Below are 18,789 nucleotides of genomic sequence, written 5' to 3' on the forward strand. Positions count from 1 at the left end.
GCTGTCTGACTGAGGCTAAAAAAGTCCGGCTTTTAAAAGCCGGACTCCCGTCTACCCCCGTTCAACTCTCTTCTAATCCTGCAAGCTGACCGCATAATCCCGCCATACCCGGTACACCGGCACAAATTCCCCGCCAGCCCTTCTTCTATATCTTCGTCAGAAGGTTGAGGGGTTTCCCGAAACAGAGCTTTAAGCGCAATTATCATTCCTGGGGTACAGTAGCCGCATTGGAAGCCTCCTTCTTCCAGAAAAGCGGTTTGGCAGATATCCAGTTCCTCTTTTTGTACGCCCTCGATTGTTGTAATGGAGTGGCCGTCCACTTGGTAAGCCATGGTCATACACGCATTGGCCAGTTTTCCGTCGATTAAAATAGAGCAGGCTCCGCAGCGGCCGATTCCGCAGGACACCTTTGTCCCGGTCAGCTGAAATTCCTTTCTAAGCAGGTCACTCAGATGTGTCGTAGGAACGGCAGCAACCTCCCGCTCCTGTCCATTCACGGTCATTCGGAACTGTTCCTTTTTTACAGGAAATGGCCCGGCCTCTTTTACGTCCATTGCTTCAGCCCCTTTCTGTCTATCGCTTCAAGCAGCTCTTCTCTTGAAATCGGCAGCTTATTAATCCAACATCCGACTGCATCATGTACTGCCTTTACAATCGCCGGAGTGATGGCGATCGTTCCGATTTCGCCAACACCGCGCGGTCCATATGCGTCACCCTTCATTAGTTCTTCTATTGCGATCACCTTCATGTTAGGAACGTCTTTAACTCCAGGGATCAAATAGTGATCTAAATTTTCCGCGGCATAACGGCCGTCCGTCATTTTGGCTTCCTCCATCAGTGTGTAGCCGAGTGCCATGGCAGCGCCGCCTTCAATTTGACCTCGATAACCCTGCGGACTGACAACCGGACCTGCCGCAATAGCATGCTCACAATCTATCACTTTGACATCGCCTGTTAACAGATCTACCTCCACCTCAACGGCAGCCGCTCCAAATGAGTAGAGGAAATGGCCGCCCACCACAGGATCAGGCGTTGTTGGAAAGTCAAAGGCCGTTTCCTCTGCCAAAGGGCCTTTTTCAGCCAGCTCCTTATACGTCACCACGAGCGCCTTTGTGTTTTTGTCACGCAAGCCTGCAGCGCCGGGAATAAGGTTTTCCGCTGAACAGCCGTTCCATTCTGCCGCCCTTTTTTTCAACTGAGCTAGAAACGGCTTCTTCAAACGCTGGATCGCGTGCCACACCATGCTTGTGCCGCGGGATGCTGTGGAGGAGCCTGACTTCGGCACTTTTGCGGTATCCCCAATAACAATGGAAATATCTTCTGCGGCACAACCCAGCTCCTCCATGACAATATGTTCAATCGCTGCTAGAATCCCCTGTCCGCATTCTTCAAATCCGAACGATGCTGTGATTTTGCCTTCACTCGAAAGGGACAAACGGCCTCCTGCCGCATCCATTCGGCCATATCCCAGCCCGCCGCCGTGCATTGTAATTGCCGCTCCCGTGCCTCTTTGCAGATACCCGCAGTTCCGGCTTGTTCTTGTAAGAATGGGAGATTTAGATATGGCATTCAACACCTGCGCCGCTCCGTCAGTTGGTGCAATTCGATGCTCAAGCGGTCCCAAGTCATGCGGTTTTCTGATATTTTTTCTTCTCAGCTCCAGCGGGTCGATGCCGAGCATGCCGCTGAGACGATCGAGATGGGTTTCGAGTGCAAATGTGATTTGATTGCCGCCAAAGCCTCGGAATTCCCCCGCCACCCCGTTGTTCGTAAATACTGATATTCCTTCAGTCCGGATATTCGGAATACGGTACGGCCCCGCGGCATGCTCGACAGAAAAATCAAGAACAGCCGGTCCGAGCGTAGCATATGCGCCTGTGTCCGCCACAATTTTCACGTCATGCGCCAATAGATTTCCCGAATGATCCGCACCCGTTTTTATCGTAATCTTCATCGGATGGCGCTTAATGCCAGAACGTACAGATTCCTTTCGTGTCTGATGGATTTTGACAGGACGTCCGCTTTTCAGTGACAAAAGCGCGGCATACGGCTGAATATTCAGCTCATCCTTCCCTCCGAACGAGCCGCCCATCGGACTTGACACAATCCTTATCTTCTCTTCAGGAATGTCAAAAATACGGGCAAGCTGGAAACGGTCTTTATAGCCGTGCTGGGTTCCTGCATACATCGTAAAACCCCCGTCGTCTTCCGGAACGGCTACGCCTCCCTCCGTTTCCATATACGTATGCATCTGCCGCGGCAGCTCATAGGTTTCTTCAAGGACTGTGTCAGATGCTTGAAACCCTTCTTCCACATCGCCGTTCGAAAAAAATGCGCGGTGCAGGATATTCCCGTCCTCATGCAGTCTTTGCGCATTCGGCCGAAGCGCTTTTTCTGGTGAATCCATGACTTCCAGCTCTTTATATTCAACGTGAATCAGCTCCAGCGCCGCTTCCGCGATTTCCTCCGATTCTGCAGCAACTGCGACGATCGCATCCCCGACATACCGCACCCTGTCCTCACATAAAACCGGCTGATCAGGAATGACAATGCCAAATCGGTTTAACCCGGGAACGTCTTTATGTGTGACAACGGCCTGCACGCCTTCCATTTTCTCAGCTTTTATGGTGCAAACCGACACAATCTCTGCATGAGGATAAGCACTTCTCAGCACCTTGCCATACAGCATTCCTGGAAAGCTGAGATCGGTCATATATTTCAATTCCCCTGTGACCTTACCCCTTCCATCCGGCCTGACTTTTGACGGTTTGTTGATGATCATTTATTCCCCTCCCTCAGCCATCAGCTCTGCCATGATGACGTTGGCAGCGGCTTTTTTTCTGTATGCCGCTGACATAAAAGCATCTGAGGAAAACGGCAGCTCATGGATAAGTATTTTGTACAGCTCATGCGAGTCCCACCCTGGTGCCATCCATTTCGCTTCACTGTCCAATAATCTCCTAGGAGTGATATCGGCATGGCCAGCGGCGAGGCGAATGCCGCCGTCTTTCAAAAAACGTCCAGCTGCAACAGCAGCCGCTCCTGTAAAAGCCTGGCGCCTTCCAAGCTTGTGATAAAATACACGCTCTCCCTCCGCCCGCGGGATGATGACACGCGTGACGATAGCCGTTCTAAAGTCTTCCTCACTGAGCCAAGCGCTAAGCGGCAGCCTGATTAGCTCCTTTTGATATACGATAAGCTCAGCACTAAGCACAAGCAGAAGCGGAATGAAATCACCTATTTTACTCGCTATGTTGCCGCCAATCGTGGCACGGCTGCGAATCCCCGGTGCAGCGACAGCGGAAGCAGCGTCACTGAAACAGCCAAGCGCGCTCTTGATCAAAGGGTTCTTTCTGCATTCATTCAGTGATGTGAGCGCCCCGATCGACACGTGGGTGTCACTGGCGCTGATCCCTCGCATCTCGTCAATCCCTTCAAGGCTGACAAGGTGCTGTTTCGGTAGAGTTCCTTTGTCCCACAGAAGCTGAAGCAGCGTGCTTCCCGATGCGGCACACACATCCGGAGCAAGCTTCTCTAAAAGCGAATAGGCCTCATCAAGCGCTGCCGGCCTCCATAATTGAATATTCATCCTTGCTTTTGTCACTTGGCCGTTCAAGCCATCGCCCTCCTTACCATGTCATATTCCTCGGGTGTATCAATATCGTCCAACTCGCCGCTATCCTTTGCCTCCAAAACCGCTCCTGCTCCAAGCTGTCCGCTTTTCAGGAGCCTGCGAGCCCCTTCATCTCCCGTTAACCCCTTTACATAAGGAAAACAAGCCGACGAGAAGTAGATTGGCGGGGTGAACGCCCCTAAAAACGATGACACGGCAAATGACTCAGGAGCCAGTGCCATAAGGGCATTGAGATGATCGACGGAAAGCTGAGGCTGGTCGGCTAACAAAATGACAACGCCGTCCGCCCCCATGCTTTCTGCTTTTCTCACCCCGCTGCTGACTGAATGCCCCTGACCCTTTTCTGCGTCTTGGCAAACGTGCAGGCTCCAGCGTTTTTGAAAAGGCGGAGCGTGATACGGCGCTCCTATCCACTCAAGGGAAGCATGTTCTGTCAGCTCGACGACCAGCACGTGATCAAGGCGGGACGACAGAGCAGTTTTCAAAGAAAGTGAGCCGATGTTTTCTCCTTTTAGCGGCAAAGCCAGCTTGTTTTGACCCATTCTTCTGCTTTTGCCGGCAGCGAGAAACACGCCGATCAGATAGGGGTTTCTCATACAACCGCCAGCCGTTTTCTTGTTTGAATAATTTCTGCAACTACACTTACCGCAATTTCCTCGGGACCTTCCGCACCGATTTTCAGCCCGACCGGACTGTAAAAGTGAGACGGAGGATGTTTTCCGTTCAGTAGCCGTTTCGTGCGGTTTGCCGAACCCAAGAGTCCAATATAATGGAGGTTTTGAGAAAATAAGAAGTTGATGATCGTTTGATCGTGCTCATAATGATGGGTTGCCACAACAGCTGCATCATGCGGAAAAAATTGAAATTCGCTAAGCATTTGTTCCGGAAAAGCGATGATCAGCTGATCCGCTTTTGGAAAAAGAGAGGATGTACAATAAGCGGGCCGCCAATCCGTCACGATAACAGAAAACCCTGTGTCAGCCGCCAAATTGGCCAGCGGTACAGTATCCGGTCCCGCTCCAAACAGAATGAGACGCGGCTTCGGTTCAATTCGCTGAATAAACATGTTAGTGGGTGGATCGAAATGCGGTAAATGAAGCGTTGAAACAGCACGTTGAATATCTTGCAGAGGCGCGTCCGGCCAGTTCCCAAAATGCCCGTTCTCCGTCAGAAATAAATAATGGGAGGATCCAATTTTTATAACGGAAGTGACAGCTTTGCCTGAATGAAGGCAGTCCCTCACTTTCTCATAGTGCCGCCTTTTTTCCAGAGTGATTCGCTCTGCATGAACATGAATAATGCCATTGCACCCGGCTCCCATGCCCCAAGAAAGATCGTCCTCCGACCGCATGTCGTAGGGAATCAGCGCTGATGTGAGCTGTTCGCCCAGCGCACTGATTCTTTGGAATACATCTTCTTCCACACACCCGCCGCTCAGCAAGCCAATCCGCTTGCCATTTTTCCTAAAGAGCATAGAAGCACCTGCTTTTCGATATGCGGAGCCTTCAACCTGAACAATGGTCGCCAGCACAGCCCCCTCCTGGTCTTCCAGAAGCGCGTCTAACACCGTGTGAAAATTTCCCAATGCTGCATCCTCCTCTCGAAAAAAACAACTAATTCAGCGTTTTATGGGTAACTTGTATAAAGAATAGACGATGGAAGAAAAAATGACTCATGATTTGTCAGAAAATAAAACACATAGAAAGAGGATTTGTAAAAAGAGTCAAACGAAGAAAATCAGATTGGAGAAAACACGAAATCATATCGTTAAAAAGCTTGCGGAACTCCGCAAGCTTTTCTTTACACCGCTGCCTGGCGGCCAGCGTTTTCATACACATCCAGCGCTGCTTGGAGCGCTTTTCCTGCTTCGATTCCTGCGTTATGTCTGAGAAGCACAGCCTCTAACCCGGCAAGCACGAATAGCACGTTTTCTTTTCTGCAGCTGTACCCCATCGTGCCGATTCTCCAGATCTTCCCTGCGAGCGGGCCGAATGAGCTGGCAATTTCAATCCCGAATTGTGCCAGCAGCATGTCACGGACAGACTCGCCGTCAATGCCGCCGGGAATTTCGACACAGGTGACAACAGGCATTTTGCAGCTGTCATCTCCAAACAATCTTAGCCCCATTGCCTCTATCCCTGCTGCTAATGCGGCTTCATGGTGCCGATGCCGCTCGAAACGTGTCTCAAGACCTTCTTCAAGCACCAGTCTGACTCCCTCACGTAAGGCGTACAGCATCGTCGTCGCTTCTGTATGATGATTGAGCCGTCTTTCGCTCCAATAATCCTCAAGCTGGCTCAAATCAAAGTAGTTGCTTGTGATCGGCCGATTTCCCAAAAGCGCTTCCCTGTCAGCTTGTGTCGCAATCCCCCGCTCCACCTTTTTGCGGGCTGCAATCACGTCCGCCACCCGCTCATTATATGTAATCGGCGCCATTCCTGAAGGCACAGATAAACATTTTTGCGTTCCGCCGATGGCAGCGTCAATCTTCCATTCATCGACTTTAACCTCGCAGCCCCCAATCGTTGCGACTGCATCGACGATAAACAATGCATCCTCGGTGCGGCAGGCTTCGCCGATGGCTTTCAGCGGGTGAATCCGTCCTGTCGATGTTTCTCCATGCACCATTGCCACAATTTTCGGCTTCACTTTTTTTATCTCCCGTATGATGTCCTCCGGGTCAAAAACCGTTCCCCATTCGCTCTCAAGCATATGAACATTTGCCCCATATCGCTCGGCGATTTCAGTCAGCAAATAACCGAAACGGCCGTAAATGGGAATGAGCACATCATCTTCCGGCTCTATCACACTAGCCAGCACTGCTTCAATTCCCGCCCGTGAAGTGCCGTCAATCGGGTATGCCCAGTGGTTTTTTGTTTGGAACAGCTCCCGAAGCATCTCCATCGTTTCATTCATAATACCTGTAAACGCCGGATCAAATTGGCCGACAACCGGGGTGCTCATTACTCTTAATACACGCGGATCAACCTCAACAGGCCCCGGCGTCATAATCGTTCTTAACGGGGTGCATAATTCTCTTCTGCCTGACACAGCCATTCCTCCTTCAGTAAGCCAGTTTGTATAATAAATCAGTCAGTGCGCGGACGCCGATCTCAAGCTGTCTGGCTGACGTATATTCCTTCGGTGAGTGGCTGACACCGCCTCGGCTTGGCACAAACAGCATACAAGCAGGATAGCGCCTTCCGATCATTTGCGCGTCATGCCCTGCTCCGCTCACCATTCCCTCACAGCTGAAGCCGTTTTCTAATGCTGTTTCAAAAGCCGCAGCCTTCAGCCTTTCGTCCATCGGCACAGGCTCTATCCGCATATATTCATCAATCACGGCGCGAATTCCTTTTTGATGGCAAATGCCATTGATCAAAGCAACCATGTCTTGATGAAACTGCTCCAGCACATGCTGATGCTGATGGCGAATATCGATTGAAAACTGGACGCGGCCCGGTATGACATTGGCTACATTGGGCTCTGCCGTTATTTTTCCGCATGTCAGACGGAGCTCCTCCGGCAGCTCCTCCGACCGCAGCAGCAGCTCATGAATGATACGGCTGCTGGCTGCGAGCGGGTCCTTGCGCCATTTCATGGAGGTGGTTCCCGCATGATTGCATTCCCCCTCCAGCGTGACGAGATATCGCCTCTGCCCCGCAATGCTTGTCACAATCCCGAGATCCCGTCCTGACATTTCCAATGTCTGTCCCTGTTCAATATGGAGCTCAACAAAAGCGCTGATATCTGTCCGATATGCTGCCTGAAACACACCTTTGCCAAAACCGTTCTCATGCATCGCATGTTGCAGCGAGACTCCTGATTCGTCTCTTGGCTCTGCTCCATCCTGTAATGAAAAAACACCCGTCATATTCCCTGATCCCCAGTAGGTCATTGGAAAACGGCTGCCCTCCTCCTCACATAAGGATACCGCTTCGAGTGTTTTTTTCGGCGATCCATATGTCTCTTTGAGCCGCTTTATCGCAAGCATTGCCGCCAGAACACCATAGGCGCCGTCGTATTTTCCCCCATTGATGACAGTATCGATATGTGAACCGGTTACAATGACTTCATCCGGAGACTGGGTGCCCGAAAGCCTTCCAAACACATTGCCGACATCGTCGAATCTTGTGTCAAGCCCGAAAGAAGACATTTCCGTTTTCACAGCAAGCTGTGCGTCCATCCACTCTTTTGTGTATAAAAGCCTCGTTACGCCGCCATCCGCAGACGCACCGTATTGGGCGAGCCATTCAATATAATCTGTGATGCTGTTTTTTACTGAAAGCTTCTGCTTTTCCATGTACTCCCCCCTCTGGCCGCTATGGTGACTTCATTATAGAAGGAGGAACATGATAGTTCATTGACAGATTAACCAAAAAAACGTTTATTTTTTAGTCACAGTATCTATCCAGCAACCAGATTCACCCTACATGTCACAACTATTTTGATGTAAAGGTCAAAAGAAAACACGGTTAGGAAGAGAGCCAGCAAGAGCGAAAGAGAGGGTCAAAATGCCTTTCATATGAACAAGCTCAGCTTGCCGGAGAGGCGATGTTTGCGGTACGGATGAAAACGGAAATGCCGGCAGCTCGCAAAAAACAGGACCTAAAGATATGGGAACAGGAGATTTCCGTCTCCTCCAAAGGGACTAATTTACAATTTTAATGAAAAATATACAAAATGACACTTCTATCCTTTATTTCAATTTTAGATAATAGACATGATCTGATAAAAGGAGGGCAAGTGATGACAAAAAAAGCATGGTTTCTGCCGCTCGTCTGTGTATTACTGATTTCCGGATGGCTTGCGCCGGCAGCTTCAGCAAGCGCGCAAACCGCATTAAGCCTTAATGACCGATTGGCGTCTTCCCCTTCAGGAACAGGAAGCCTTCTCTCATTAGCCGCCCCCGCTGCACCCTATGCTGACACAGATACCTATTATGAAGGGGCTGAAGGTAAAACAGGAGACTCGCTAAAAAGCACCCTGCACCGTATTATCAGCGGACACACGATGCTGTCCTACAGCGAAGTGTGGAGCGCGCTGAAAGAAACGGATGAAGACCCGAGAAATCCGAATAACGTCATCCTGCTCTATACGAAAGAATCGCGGTCCAAAAACCTGAACGGCGGCAATGTCGGCGATTGGAACCGCGAGCACGTCTGGGCGAAATCCCATGGCGATTTTGGTACGAGCAAGGGACCTGGTACTGATATTCATCATTTGCGCCCGGCTGATGTTCAAGTGAACAGCGCCAGAGGAAATATGGATTTTGATAATGGCGGCACTGAATATGCGAAGGCACCCGGAAATTATTATGACGGCGATTCATGGGAGCCCCGCGATGATGTGAAAGGCGATGTTGCCCGCATGCTGTTTTACATGGCTGTCCGTTACGAGGGTGATGACGGCTATCCTGATCTTGAGCTTAATGATAAGACAGGCAACGGCTCAGCTCCTTATCATGGCAAACAATCTGTCCTGCTCGAATGGAATAAGCAGGATCCGGTTGACGACCGCGAGCGGAAAAGAAATGAAATCATTTATGAAAAATATCAGCATAACCGCAATCCATTTATCGACCACCCTGAATGGGCGGACGAGATTTGGCCGTAAGAAAAAGGTGCTCCTTTTAAGGAGCACCTTTTTCTAATACACAGCCTCTTCCGTTTCCGCATCGAAAAAGACGACGTGGTCCATTTTCACTGAGAGCTGGATTGAATCGCCTGCATCGATTCGCGTGTTTCCGTCCAGGCGGACCTTGAGCCGCTCGTCCCCAGCCATGACATGCACTATGAGCTCCGAGCCCAGATTTTCATTCACCTCCACCTTCGCTTGAAACACTGAATCAAACAACTGGTCATTTCCTGTCATTTGTGTGATGTGCTCCGGCCGTACACCGGCAATCATCTGTTCTCCGGCATATCCCTTTTCCTTCAGCCGCTTTGCTTTTTCTTCAGGAATATGAAGCCGGATCGAAGAATTTGTGAAAAACAGCTCGCCATGCTGCTGTTCTATGATGCCTTTCAAAAAGTTCATTCCAGGAGAGCCAATGAAGCCTGCGACAAACAAATTGGCCGGGTAATGATAAATGTCATGAGGTTTCGCCACTTGCTGGATTTCCCCTTCATTCATGACGACAATCCGATCTCCCATTGTCATTGCTTCGGTCTGGTCATGCGTGACATAAATGATCGTTGCCTCTAATCGCTGGTGCAGCTTGCTGATTTCTGTCCGCATCGTCACTCTTAGTTTTGCATCCAGATTAGAAAGCGGCTCGTCCATTAAAAAGACCTTCGGCTCCCTCACAATCGACCTGCCAAGCGCCACCCTTTGCCGCTGCCCGCCGGAGAGCGCCTTCGGTTTTCTCTTCAGCAAATGTTCAATTTCTAAAATTCTAGCTGCCGCATGAACCCGCTCGGCAATTTCCTGTTTCGCCATCTTTCTGAGCTTTAATCCAAACGCCATATTATCAAAAACCGTCATATGCGGATAAAGCGCATAGTTCTGGAATACCATCGCAATATCACGTTCTTTCGGCGGAAGATCATTGACCCGCTCCCCATCAATAAGAAGATTTCCTTCAGAAATGCTTTCTAATCCAGCCACCATCCGCAGCGTTGTTGATTTTCCGCATCCTGACGGCCCCACCAGCACCAAAAGCTCCTTATCCTTTACATCTAAATCAAAGTCCTTCACGGTTAATTGTGAGTGATATGATTTTTTGATGTGTTCAAATGTTAATGAAGCCATCAGAAAAGTCCCCCTATCTTTTGACCCGTTATTTCGTCACTGGAAACAACTTGGTCTTTCTGTTATTTTTAGAGTAATCGATTCCTATTTTTGCTATATTTCTAAAATAAAAAATGTAAATTTGTATTATAACGTCATAATACATTATAATATAAATAATAGGTTAAAAGGAGGCTACTCTTTGTTAAACAACGGAAGTTCTACACCTTTATACATTCAGCTAAAACAAATCATCACTGATGACATCAAAAAGGGCGTGTATTCCCCAACCGCCAAGCTGCCTACCGAAAACGAGCTTTGCACCAAGTATAACGTCAGCCGCATCACCGTCAGGAAAGCCATTCTCGATTTAGTCGAAGAAGGCTATCTGATCAGGCAGCAGGGAAAGGGAACGTTCGTTAAAAGCCCTAAATTAAAACGAGAGCTGATCGCTGTAAACGGCTACTCGGAATTTATGGAATCAACCGGCAAAAAACCGAAGCATCATGTGCTGTCCCATGACATCATTCCAGCGTCAAAACCCATCGCTGAAAAGCTTCAAATCCATCCCGAGAGCCCTGTCGTTGAATTAAAACGGATTTTATATAATGATGATCAGCCTCTCACCTTTGAAGTGACGCATTATCCGCTTGATTTGTTTCCCGGCATTGATACCTTTATTGCTGACGGCGTCTCCATGCATGATATTTTGAAACAGCAGTACAAAGTTGTACCCACGCACAATACGAAGCTATTAAACGTTGTATATGCCCAACAGGAGGAAAGCAAATACCTGGATTGTGATATCGGGGATGCGCTGTTTGAAATTGATAAAACGGCTTTTACATCAAACGACCAGCCAATCTATTGCTCATTGTTTTTGATGCACACAAACCGTGTCACTTTTACCATCAACAACCCCTACACATAACAGGCATAAAAAACGAGACACTGCTTATAGTATTCTCGTTTTTTCACTGCTTCCCCCGTCCTCCAAGCGATAAGGATAGCCATAGCCGAAAGCACCGTACACACCGCATGTTTTCGCAGCCGTTTCGGCGGCTTGGCGCAAAGCGTACGTTATATCCTGCTTCACGCAAAAGGCAGTCAAAAAGCCTGCTATAAAAGAATCTCCCGCTCCAAGTGTATCTATTATATCAGTTTCCACAATCGGCTGATGATAGACTCGCTCACCCGCAGACAGGATTGCTCCTTGGCCCCCTCGGGTCATACAAACCATTTTGGCTCCGTACCCATGAGCTGTTTTGGCAAGCTCACCGCATTCCGACTCACTCAAATCGCTTCCTGAAAAAAACGCATACGTCACATAAGGACAGACCCTCCTCAAATAATCATCCTCCCGATTGGTTGAAAAATCAAATGAGACAGGGACAAGCCCGCACAGCTGCGGAAGATCGTTCTCAAGCCTGCTGTACACGCTCGTATGCAGCAGATCATGCCCGCTGATAAAAGATACATCTTTCTCCTGAAACGCGAGGCGAAGCCGAGACTGAATGCCGCCTTTATTTGATCTGACAAAAATGCGGTCCCCCTGTTCATCAAGGGTGACAATCGCCATCCCGTTTTCTCCGTGCGCCTGGCGAATATAATCTGCATTAACCTGCTCCAGCTTGAGAACGTTCAACAGATGCGCCGCGGCTTCGTCATTGCCGACGATTCCGATATAGGAAGACTCATGCCCGAGCCGCTTGGCAAGCACAGCAACGTTTAAGGCATTTCCTCCCGGGTAAAATGTTTCTTGATCCTGGTAGTAATCTACAACATTATCTCCAACCGCAATCAATTTCATAGCGCTTCCTCCTTTATCCTTTTACACTGCCGCTTGCAATCCCGCGGACAAAATATTTCTGCATCAATAAAAATAGAATAATAATCGGCGCGGCTGAAATCGTTAACCCCGCCAGCAGGACGCCCCAGTCTGTCTGCAGCGCGTCTCTGAACTGCATCAGCCCGGCTGGAATGGTCCGCAAATTCTCATCATCTATGAAAATAATCGCAAACATAAACTCATTCCATGTATGGTAAGCCGTCAAAATGCCCGATGTCACCAAAATCGGCACGCTCATTGGTAAGAAAATTCTGAAAAATACTCCAAAACTTGTACACCCATCCAAATAGGCCGCCTCCTCCAATTCTTTGGAAATAGAAAGAAAATAAGAGCGGATCAAAATGATGGTGAATGGGATCCGATAAGCCGCATACGGCAGGATTAACGCCCAATACGTATTGTACAGGCCAAGCGACTGAATAATAGAATAAAGCGGCACAAGACTGACCTGCGGCGTCAGCATCAATCCGCCAAGACATAGCACCAAGAAGAATCCTTTTCCTTTAAACTCAAACCGGGAAAGGCCATACGCTGCCCATGCACTGATAAAGACAGTGATCACACACGTCAGCGCCGTAACGATGACACTGTTCATAAAATAAGAAGAAATCCCCTGGTTCCAGGCGGAAACAAAATTTTCCGGATGCCACGAAGACGGCAGCGACCAGCTGTGCTCAAAAATATCGTCAGAGTTTTTAAAGGCGCTCAACACCATCCAGAGAAGCGGATAGGCAATCGCAATCAGATAAAGAAACAGAAAAACCCACACAGACGTTTCTCCGATATACCATTTTCGTCTAGGCTTTCTTTTCACCTCAATGTGCTGGTCAGGCACAGGCTCCAACCTGAACGAATCTGTCTTCTTCTGAGGCAGCATCAGTTACTCCTCCTTTCCGGTTTTAAAGAACTTCATTTGCATGAGCGATAATGCAAGCGTAATGATTAACACGACAGTGGCAATCGCTGAGGCGTAGCCCATCATATCCTTTGTAAAGGCGCTTTTATATAAAAACGTGCTCAAGACTTCTGACGCGTTTCCCGGCCCGCCGCCTGTCAAAATGTACGGCTCATTAAAGACCGTAAAGGCCCCGGTCAGCGTCATGACCACCGCAACAAAAGACATCTCTTTCGTCTGGGGAACAGTAATATGAAAAAACTGCTGAATTTTACCAGCGCCGTCAAGCCGGGCCGCTTCATACAGTTCATCCGGTATTTTTTGAATCGACACGATGTACAGCATCGCAATATAACCGACAGATTGCCACTGGGACACAAAAATGACAGAAAGCATAGCTGTGCTGTCATCCCCGAGCCAGGCCCTCGTCAGCTGATCAAGACCGATGGCCTGAAGCAGCTGATTCAAAAGCCCTGTCTCCGGATTGTAAATAAAATCAAACAAAAGCGCGATCACAGTCATTGAGATGACAACCGGCAAAAAGAAAACGGTACGAAAAAACGGCGACCATTTTCTGACCAGCTTATCCTCAAGCACCGCCGCCAAAATCAAACCGCCAAATACCTGGCATACAATTGAGATCACTGCATAAAGCACATTATTGGTAAGTGCCTGATAAAAGACAGGATCATGAAATAATTCAACATAGTTTTTTAAGCCGATAAACGTTTTTTCCGGAGAAAATGAGCTCCACTGAAACAGGCTGAGGAATACATTCTCAAAAATCGGGATATAAACGAAAAGTAAAAAAACGAGAGCGGGCACCAAAAACAAATAGGGGATTATTTTATTCTGATTGACCAAGGGTATCTCATCTCCTTTATAAAAAGAAAAGGTGCGAAGCTTCACCTTTTCTTTGATTTATTCAGCTGACGCCCTCACCTGCTTTGCTGCCTTTTGAACGGCTTTCATCACCTGCTGCGGTGTCATGTCGCCGCCAAGCATTTGCTGGACGCCCGTTAGGTACGCATCTGCGACTTCAACATCGACATCCATATCAAACCATGGAACCATTGATTTGGCATCAACAATATGCTGAACGGCTTCACGCTGTATGGCTGTTGCATTTTCTTCAGTAGCAGTACCTTGCACTGCACTGTATTTCCCGACATCTTTCACGAGCTTTTCGCCCATTTTTTTCGACGTCAAGAACTGCAAAAATTCCATCGCTTCCTTCGGATGTTTTGTTCTTGAGGAAATCATGAATCCTTCCGGCGCTCCCGTTAACGCTTCTGAAGATCCTTTCTGCCCGCTGATTTCAGGAAATGGGAACATCCCGAGATTAACCGGTTCAACCAGCTTGATTTCCGCTGTTTCCGCATATATCATCGCCGACTTTCCGCTCTTAAATTGCTGTCTCACATATTCGTGGTCGACGGAGTTTACATGTTTATTAAAGTAAGGCATCAGCTCTTGAAGCTTTTCAAGTGCTTTTACATAGCCTTCATCAGTAAATTCACCCGTTTTGGCGTTATAGTCCTTTTCCCGTGTTTTTTCATCGACCATCCGCTGATTAAGCGTGCCGATATAGTGCGAGATTGTCCAAGTCGCCTTTGTTCCGAAGCTGATCGGTGTGTAGCCATGTTCTTTCAGCTTTTTTGACACATCGATTAATTCATCCCACGTCTTCGGGGGATCAAGATTCAGCTTTTGGAAAATGTCTTTATTATAGAAGAATGATTTAGCGTCCATTTGCCACGGCACGCCATATTGCTTGTTTTCATAAGTAAATGGTGTAATTTGCGATTGAACGAGCTGTGATGACCAATCGATGTCATTTTTGTAGTAGGACGAGAGATCAAGTGCTTTATTGCCTCTGATAAATTTAAAAGCAAACTCATCGCTCCAAGAGAAGTAAATGTCAGGAGGGCTGGTGGTTCCCAGCATGACCTTAATTTTATCTTTATAGGAGTCATTTAAAACGGCTTCAATTTGAATATCGATATCTGGGTGTTCTTTTTCAAATTCCTTAACAACCTCTTCAAAATAACTTTTTTCCGGCTCCTTCGGCCATCTGTGGAAAAATTTCAATATCACCTTTCCGTCCGCTGAACTGCTTTGGCTCGAACAGCCTGCAATGGTGAACATACTGACAGCTGCAATGATCAAGAACAACAACATTTTCTTCAAAGGGTTGGCCTCCTCTGGACATTAGACTATAATGTTATATAACATTATAGTCTAATGCATAATGGTTCCTCATTTTCAGATCAATACTCAACTTTCCACATGTATCTTCTATGAGATAAAGGATGATTTCTCGCCTCTGCCAGCTCGTCTGCATAGCTTCTCAGCACACGATTGAGAACGAGCGGAGCAAGATAGCCTTTAACTGAATCGTCAATTGCAGTGAAGTCGTAAGATGAAGCATCAAGCACAGTGAGCTTTTTGCCATACTTTTTCGAGAAGGTAAGCGCCCGCTCTTCAAGAGGTCTTGTTTCATCTAAACCGAGCAGGATGATAAACGGCACGGATTCATCAATAATTTCAAACGGTCCGTGAAAATATTCTCCTGCATGAATGGCGTGGGAATGAATCCATTGCATTTCCATGAGAATGCAGATGCTGTAGGAGTAAGCGACACCGTAGTTTGCACCGCTTGCCATGGTATAAATAATGCTTTCTTTTTCATGGGCTTTTGCAAATTGCTTGGCGTTGTCAGCTTCCTGCTTAAGGGCTTTTTCATATACAGCCTGCAATTGATCTAAGCCTTCAATTGCTTGTTGGAATTTCGTATTGTTTTCTAATACTTGCAGGGTTCCAAAAACGATTTGATACAAAACGCCATAGTTTGTATTGATCGCAAGCGCCTCATCACCCCAATCGTACTGGGCAACATATTGCGCTTCCTGCGCTAAAGGAGACTCCGGTTTAAACGTCATCGCAATCGTAAGTGCGCCCTTGCCCCTTGCAAACGCAGCAGCTTTGACTGTCTCCGGGGTATTTCCCGAATGCGAGCACAAAATAACAAGAGACTTTTCACCAAGCTGAACAGGGTTGCGCTGAATAAATTCGTTGGCGCTGTAGAGGTCGGAGTTTATTGATTTTGACTCTCTGTCAAACACATACTTACTCGGATACATAATGGCAGAAGACCCTCCGCATGCGACAAAGAATACATGATCAATGGTTTTCCCTTTCAAATCCTGCAAGAAAGCTTGAACCTCACGATTTACTTTTGCTGTGGCCTGACTCAAATCCTTCACTCCCCTTTTTTATTATATAACGTTATATAACATTATATATTGTTATATTAAAGTCCGCGGGTAGGATTGTCAACATTATTTTCTGAAATTTCTCAATAATTTATTCAAATGATAGACAAAGGGTCTATAAGCGAAAAAATGCCCAAATCAAAAGCCAGAACTTGACTTAAGCTCTGGCTTCGCTGTTCAATCCGCAGACTGACGTCTTATTTAAAAAATACCTTGTCTATATTGTACTTCGATTGCTGTGTATTGATGATATATGTTTCGTAAATCTCTCTTTCCATTGGATCATCAACTACACATACCTCAATTTTATATACTTCATCTCTGTGATGTTTGATCGGTGAAACAGTGTCTTCGAAATGCTTCTTAATTCTCTGTCTTAACTTTCTAGCTTTACCGACAAACAGCAGCTCGTCATGAATGTTGTAAAACATAAAAATGCCGCCTTTGTCCCTTGGGATCTGGTGAAAGTCAATGAAGCCGTAAATCGCCTTTATTTTCGGCTCGTTATCATTAGCTGACTGCTGTCGTTCAGTGATGGTGACATTCGGTGCGGGTATATCAATTTTTATCAAAATCAGTTCACGTCCTCTTTTTCATTAAAGATAAATGCTAACACATACAGAAAAGAAAAGCTAGAACAGCTTTATTATATTTGTTTGTTATGCTCTTACTTATTATGCAAGTGCTCCGGCTGGATTATAAGGACTAAGGTCTAATTCTGTCTGCTTTCCGAGAACTAGCTTTGCGAGCTCTGCACCCAAGAACGGCCCCATCGTCAGTCCAGAAGCACCCAAACCGTTTGCAGCGTACAGGCCTTGAACATTCGGCACGGCCCCTACGACCGGCAGAAATCCCGGTGTAAACGGCCTGAAGCCCACTCTTGTTTCAACAGCAGCCGCATCAGCAAGACCCGGTGCAACGGCTAACGCTTTACTCAATACTTCGTGCTGGCCTCCGGCTGTCACACGAAGATCATCAAGACCGGCATCGTTTTCGTGTGTGGCGCCGGCTACAATTCTGCCGTTATCAAACGAAAGAATGTATTGATCACTCGGCGGCATTACAACCGGCCACGATCCTGTATCTGCATCTGTCATTTCAAAATGCATAATCTGCGCTTTTTGAAATGACACTTGAAAATGAATGCCAAGAGACTTCAATATCTCATTGGCCCATGCTCCCGCCGTCACAATGACCGCGTCAGCCGCAAACTGCTTTGCATCAGTTTGCACGCCGGTGACTGTTCCGTTTTCAAAAAGCAAAGACGCATTTCCTTTGATGACTGTTGCGCCGCGTTTCTCTGCAGCGCTTAAAAGCGACCGGCACAGCGCTCTTCCGTTCACACGGGCGGCACCGCTGATGTGAACCGATTCATAGCCGTCAGCTAAAATCGGAAACAGCTTTTTCGTTTCACTTGCAGACAAGCGGGTAATGTCGCCGATTTCCGGCGCATCCTCCCGTCTCTTATATGCCCTTTCCTCCATTTTATCGAGTTTAGACGCATCAGTATGAATGCTGATGGCACCGACACGTTTGTATCCTGTATCCGTTTCACCGTCTTTTTCCAATTGATGGATTAAATCCTTATAGTACCGTGCTCCCCCCTTAGCAAGCTGGTACCAATCCTGATTACGGCGCTGCGAGAGCCAAGGACAGACGATTCCTGCCGCCGCATCTGTCGCTTGTCCCGGCTCTTTCCGATCAATGACAGTAACGCGAGCGCCTGATTTTGCGAGATGATAAGCCGTCGACGCGCCCAGAATCCCTGCGCCGACGATGATGTACGATTTCATATGCAAACACCTTTTCTATTATAATGTCTATTCATTTTACCAAATCAAATGCTTTCCTTCGACCTTTTGCCCTAATGTGGAAAAACCGCGAAGTTCGTCCAATCTCTTTACTCTCCTATCGAATATCCTGTCACTATCAATAGAGAAAGGATGATACCATGAGCGAAAATCGTCATGAAAATGAAGAAAACAGACGCGATGCGGCAGTCGCAAAAGTCCAAAACAGCGGTAATGCAAAAGTCGTGGTCAACGTGAATACAGATCAGGATCAGGCACAGGCGCAGTCACAAGACGGAGAAGACTAATGAACGAAAACATCATTCCTCTCAACAGACATACTCAAGAGATACCCACTACTGAATCTGTTATCAAAAACAGCGGCAACTCAGAGGTCCATATCGACATCCACATTGATACAATGCCAATTGCTTTTGCTATATTATGCTCCGCATTAGCCGCAAAGCAGATGACAAAAGAGGAATTCGATATGGCTTATACTCAATTGCGAGAGATGAACAGGGATAACAGCAAAACATCTGTAAAGCAAATTATCAATCAAGAGACAGAAGAAGAGTAAAAAACCGCGGCCCCTCGGCCAGCGGTTTTTCTTC

The 18,789-nt window shown here is 47.5% G+C and carries 19 protein-coding genes and 1 pseudogene; 5 read left to right on the forward strand and 15 right to left on the reverse strand.

Going from position 1 to position 18,789, the window contains the following annotated elements; genetic code table 11:
- Nucleotides 1-32 precede the first annotated feature (32 nt).
- From pucE to allC, 7 genes are all read right to left on the reverse strand, one after another.
- A complete protein-coding gene (pucE, locus tag AC0OMA_RS16440; protein ID WP_015483659.1) occupies nt 33-554 on the reverse strand; it encodes a xanthine dehydrogenase subunit E in 522 nt (173 codons plus the stop codon).
- Nucleotides 545-2,782 carry a xanthine dehydrogenase subunit D gene (gene pucD, locus AC0OMA_RS16445; RefSeq protein WP_474222267.1) on the reverse strand — a complete coding sequence of 746 codons (2,238 nt, stop codon included), beginning with the start codon at nt 2,780-2,782 and terminating at the stop codon, nt 545-547. The genes pucE and pucD overlap by 10 nt, the downstream gene beginning before the upstream one ends.
- Nucleotides 2,783-3,616, reverse strand: coding sequence for a xanthine dehydrogenase subunit C (gene pucC / locus AC0OMA_RS16450; protein ID WP_015384569.1), 834 nt, complete (start codon nt 3,614-3,616; stop codon nt 2,783-2,785).
- Nucleotides 3,613-4,230 (reverse strand): xanthine dehydrogenase accessory protein PucB, encoded by a 618-nt coding sequence (pucB, locus tag AC0OMA_RS16455; RefSeq protein ID WP_015384570.1) that lies wholly within the window; start codon nt 4,228-4,230, stop codon nt 3,613-3,615. Before pucB ends, pucC begins: the two co-directional genes overlap by 4 nt.
- Nucleotides 4,227-5,219 (reverse strand): XdhC family protein, encoded by a 993-nt coding sequence (locus tag AC0OMA_RS16460; protein WP_015483660.1) that lies wholly within the window; start codon nt 5,217-5,219, stop codon nt 4,227-4,229. The genes pucB and AC0OMA_RS16460 overlap by 4 nt, the downstream gene beginning before the upstream one ends.
- A 215-nt stretch (nt 5,220-5,434) precedes the next feature.
- Nucleotides 5,435-6,685 (reverse strand): (S)-ureidoglycine--glyoxylate transaminase, encoded by a 1,251-nt coding sequence (pucG, locus tag AC0OMA_RS16465; protein ID WP_015483661.1) that lies wholly within the window; start codon nt 6,683-6,685, stop codon nt 5,435-5,437.
- Between the two features lie 13 nt (nt 6,686-6,698).
- Nucleotides 6,699-7,937 carry an allantoate deiminase gene (gene allC / locus AC0OMA_RS16470; protein WP_015384573.1) on the reverse strand — a complete coding sequence of 413 codons (1,239 nt, stop codon included), beginning with the start codon at nt 7,935-7,937 and terminating at the stop codon, nt 6,699-6,701.
- A gap of 244 nt (nt 7,938-8,181) precedes the next feature.
- On the opposite strand from allC, the pseudogene AC0OMA_RS16475 reads away from it, so the two are divergent.
- Both AC0OMA_RS16475 and AC0OMA_RS16480 read left to right on the forward strand, forming a co-directional pair.
- Nucleotides 8,182-8,302 (forward strand): annotated as a pseudogene (locus AC0OMA_RS16475) (hypothetical protein); the annotation flags it as partial.
- 81 nt (nt 8,303-8,383) lie between these two features.
- Entirely contained in the window at nt 8,384-9,250 is an 867-nt protein-coding gene (locus AC0OMA_RS16480) for an endonuclease I family protein (protein ID WP_015483662.1), read from the forward strand.
- Nucleotides 9,251-9,283: 33 nt separating this feature from the next.
- Here the strand turns inward: AC0OMA_RS16480 and AC0OMA_RS16485 are convergent, their stop codons facing one another.
- A complete protein-coding gene (locus tag AC0OMA_RS16485; RefSeq protein WP_181220108.1) occupies nt 9,284-10,387 on the reverse strand; it encodes an ABC transporter ATP-binding protein in 1,104 nt (367 codons plus the stop codon).
- Nucleotides 10,388-10,568: 181 nt separating this feature from the next.
- Here AC0OMA_RS16485 and frlR point away from each other — a divergent pair, with 181 nt between their 5' ends.
- Nucleotides 10,569-11,297 carry a transcriptional regulator FrlR gene (gene frlR, locus AC0OMA_RS16490; protein WP_474222269.1) on the forward strand — a complete coding sequence of 243 codons (729 nt, stop codon included), beginning with the start codon at nt 10,569-10,571 and terminating at the stop codon, nt 11,295-11,297.
- A 24-nt stretch (nt 11,298-11,321) separates the two neighbouring features.
- Here frlR and frlD read toward each other — a convergent pair whose 3' ends face one another.
- The 7 genes from frlD to AC0OMA_RS16525 all read right to left on the reverse strand — a co-directional run bounded on the left by frlD (nt 11,322) and on the right by AC0OMA_RS16525 (nt 18,178).
- Nucleotides 11,322-12,176 (reverse strand): fructosamine kinase FrlD, encoded by an 855-nt coding sequence (gene frlD, locus AC0OMA_RS16495; RefSeq protein ID WP_015384577.1) that lies wholly within the window; start codon nt 12,174-12,176, stop codon nt 11,322-11,324.
- Nucleotides 12,177-12,189: 13 nt separating this feature from the next.
- Nucleotides 12,190-13,092 (reverse strand): carbohydrate ABC transporter permease, encoded by a 903-nt coding sequence (locus tag AC0OMA_RS16500; protein WP_015384578.1) that lies wholly within the window; start codon nt 13,090-13,092, stop codon nt 12,190-12,192.
- Nucleotides 13,093-13,095: 3 nt separating this feature from the next.
- Entirely contained in the window at nt 13,096-13,974 is an 879-nt protein-coding gene (locus AC0OMA_RS16505; protein ID WP_014477910.1) for a carbohydrate ABC transporter permease, read from the reverse strand.
- A gap of 57 nt (nt 13,975-14,031) precedes the next feature.
- On the reverse strand, nt 14,032-15,300 hold the full coding sequence (locus AC0OMA_RS16510) for an ABC transporter substrate-binding protein (protein WP_474222270.1): 1,269 nt from the start codon (nt 15,298-15,300) through the stop codon (nt 14,032-14,034).
- 80 nt (nt 15,301-15,380) lie between these two features.
- Nucleotides 15,381-16,367: a fructosamine deglycase FrlB gene (frlB, locus tag AC0OMA_RS16515; protein WP_181220110.1), complete on the reverse strand. Its 987-nt coding sequence runs from the start codon at nt 16,365-16,367 to the stop codon at nt 15,381-15,383.
- A gap of 215 nt (nt 16,368-16,582) precedes the next feature.
- Complete coding sequence (locus AC0OMA_RS16520) at nt 16,583-16,957, reverse strand: nucleotide excision repair endonuclease (RefSeq protein WP_015384582.1); 375 nt, start codon at nt 16,955-16,957, stop codon at nt 16,583-16,585.
- A gap of 102 nt (nt 16,958-17,059) precedes the next feature.
- Nucleotides 17,060-18,178: an NAD(P)/FAD-dependent oxidoreductase gene (locus AC0OMA_RS16525; RefSeq protein ID WP_181220111.1), complete on the reverse strand. Its 1,119-nt coding sequence runs from the start codon at nt 18,176-18,178 to the stop codon at nt 17,060-17,062.
- Nucleotides 18,179-18,336: 158 nt separating this feature from the next.
- Between AC0OMA_RS16525 and sspG the strand changes: the two genes are divergently transcribed.
- A complete protein-coding gene (sspG, locus tag AC0OMA_RS16530; RefSeq protein ID WP_015384584.1) occupies nt 18,337-18,483 on the forward strand; it encodes an acid-soluble spore protein SspG in 147 nt (48 codons plus the stop codon).
- Entirely contained in the window at nt 18,483-18,755 is a 273-nt protein-coding gene (locus tag AC0OMA_RS16535) for a hypothetical protein (protein ID WP_181220112.1), read from the forward strand. Before sspG ends, AC0OMA_RS16535 begins: the two co-directional genes overlap by 1 nt.
- Nucleotides 18,756-18,789 lie beyond the last annotated feature (34 nt).

The organism is Bacillus sp. AMCV2 (assembly GCF_056033925.1).